The organism is Nostocoides japonicum T1-X7 (assembly GCF_001046855.1).
Lineage (GTDB): Bacteria > Actinomycetota > Actinomycetes > Actinomycetales > Dermatophilaceae > Nostocoides > Nostocoides japonicum.
On sequence record NZ_HF570958.1, the window covers coordinates 4,731,854 to 4,733,657 of the forward strand.

The 1,804-nt window shown below is 76.4% G+C and carries 3 protein-coding genes; all 3 read left to right on the plus strand.

Annotation, left to right across the window (positions count from 1 at the left end):
- The coding region (locus BN12_RS21480; protein ID WP_048555599.1) for a hypothetical protein at positions 1-462 on the plus strand (462 nt) is incomplete at its 5' end.
- Positions 463-492: 30 nt separating this feature from the next.
- Positions 493-969 carry a DUF2505 domain-containing protein gene (locus BN12_RS21485; RefSeq protein WP_048555600.1) on the plus strand — a complete coding sequence of 159 codons (477 nt, stop codon included), beginning with the start codon at positions 493-495 and terminating at the stop codon, positions 967-969.
- Positions 970-1,103: 134 nt separating this feature from the next.
- A partial coding sequence (locus tag BN12_RS21490) for a universal stress protein (RefSeq protein WP_048555601.1) occupies positions 1,104-1,804 on the plus strand: 701 nt, incomplete at its 3' end.

Here is a 1,804-nt window from a genome sequence, read left to right on the forward strand (position 1 = left end):
CTCGCCCATGGGCTGCGCGTCGACGCGAGGCGGGTGGCGGGGGCGTATGCCGAGACCGGGCGCAGCTGGTCCGGTCCGGCCGCCGCCACGGCCCGCCGGCGCGGCGGTGACCTCGTCGTCGCCCTCGAGGAGGTCGCCGGCGAGCTCGAGAAAGGTGCCGAGGCCCTTCGCGACCACGCGGTCCGCCTCGCCGACCTCACGGACCGCGGACGCCGGCTCGAGGAGGAGGCGGCGGCCCACGGTCTCCTCCTCGGTGCGAACGGGCCTGCCCCGGCGCCCGGGATCCGGGGCGAGGCGGACGCCGTGGCCGCGGCACGCCTGGAGGCCGCCCGGGCGACCCTCGGCGAGCGATGGGCAGGCCTCCTCGCGGAGTCGTCCGCGGCCGCCGCCGACCTCGGGATCGCCCTCGACGAGGCCCGGCGGGGACTCGCCGGGGCCGCCACGGCCCTCCGCTCCCGGTGAGGCCGAGGGCGCACGGCATAGTGGGATCCCATGAAGATCACGACGAGCGGTGACTTCGCCGCGACACCCGAGCAGCTCTTCGCGGTTCTCTCCGACCAGTCCTACCAGGACGGCGCAGCGGCCCAGCCCGGGGCGTCCTCCCGCGTCGAGACGCACGGGGACCGGACCGTCGTGACGACCGTGCGGATCCTGCCGACCGACCGGCTCCCCGAGTTCGCCAAGACCTTCGTCGGGAGCCACGTCAACCTCACCGAGACCCAGGACTGGGGGCCGGCCGCCGCCGACGGCTCGCGCCAGGGGTCCCTCACGCTGACCATCGACGGCGCGCCGTTGTCCCTCACGGGCGAGATCCTGCTCGCCCCCACGGCGTCCGGCTCGCGGCAGAGCGTGGACGCGGACCTGCGTGCCCGCATACCGCTCGTCGGGGGGAGGGTCGAGCAGGCGGCGGCTCCCGCCGTCAAGGACGCCATCGAGTACGAGTTCAACCGGCTCCGCAAGGCCCTCTGAGCGGCCGCTGCGGTGACGTGACCGACACCGCAGCGGGCCTGTGGGCCGCGCCATGGCGGGCCTGACGCCACTTCGAGACGATGGGTGCAGGCCGACCGGCGGAGGGCCGGACCGGCCGTCGCGAAGGAGGAGTCATGAGCCGGTCCGAGGGTCAGATGGAGTCGTCGTCGGCCACGTCCCGACCACCGGTGTCGGGGGCGGTCGTCGTCGGGGTCGACGGGTCGGATTCGGCCGAGGTGGCCGTGCGCTGGGCCGCGGCCCTCGCCGCGGCGGAGGGTCGCGTCCTCGTCCTCGCGTGCGGGACGGCCGAGCCCGGACCGCTCTGGCTCGAACCGCCGATGGTGCACCCCTTCGACTATGCGGGCGCCATCCGGGACGCCGCGCAGCGGAACCTGGAGTCGGCCCACGGCGTCGCGCACGAGGCCGCCCCGGACCTGGAGATCCGGGAGATCCTCGAGGCCGGCGACCCTCGCAGCCTCCTGCTCGAGCTGTCGCAGTCGGCGGCCATGGTGGTCGTCGGGTCCTCCGGGCGCGGGCCGCTGCGCCGGGTCATGCTCGGGTCGGTGGGTGTCGCCGTCGTGCGGCTGTCCTCCTGCCCGGCCGTCGTCGTCCCCTCGGGGCGCCCCCCGAGCGAGGACCACCGCGTCGTCGTCGGCACCGACGGGTCCGAGGCCGGCGCGCCGGTCCTGGAGTTCGCCGCCGACCAGGCCACCCGCCGCGGCGTGCCCCTCGTCGTCGTCCTCTGCCGGCTCGACGTCGCCCGCTGGACCGGGCGCCCCGGGGCCGATCAGGGCCCCGACCCCGCGATGGACGCCCTCGAGAGCCGGCTCGCCGC

Excerpts from the sequence above, each read along its gene's own strand:
- BN12_RS21485 (WP_048555600.1), top strand. The coding sequence starts at position 493 with ATGAAGATCACGACGAGCGGTGACTTCGCCGCGACACCCGAGCAGCTC.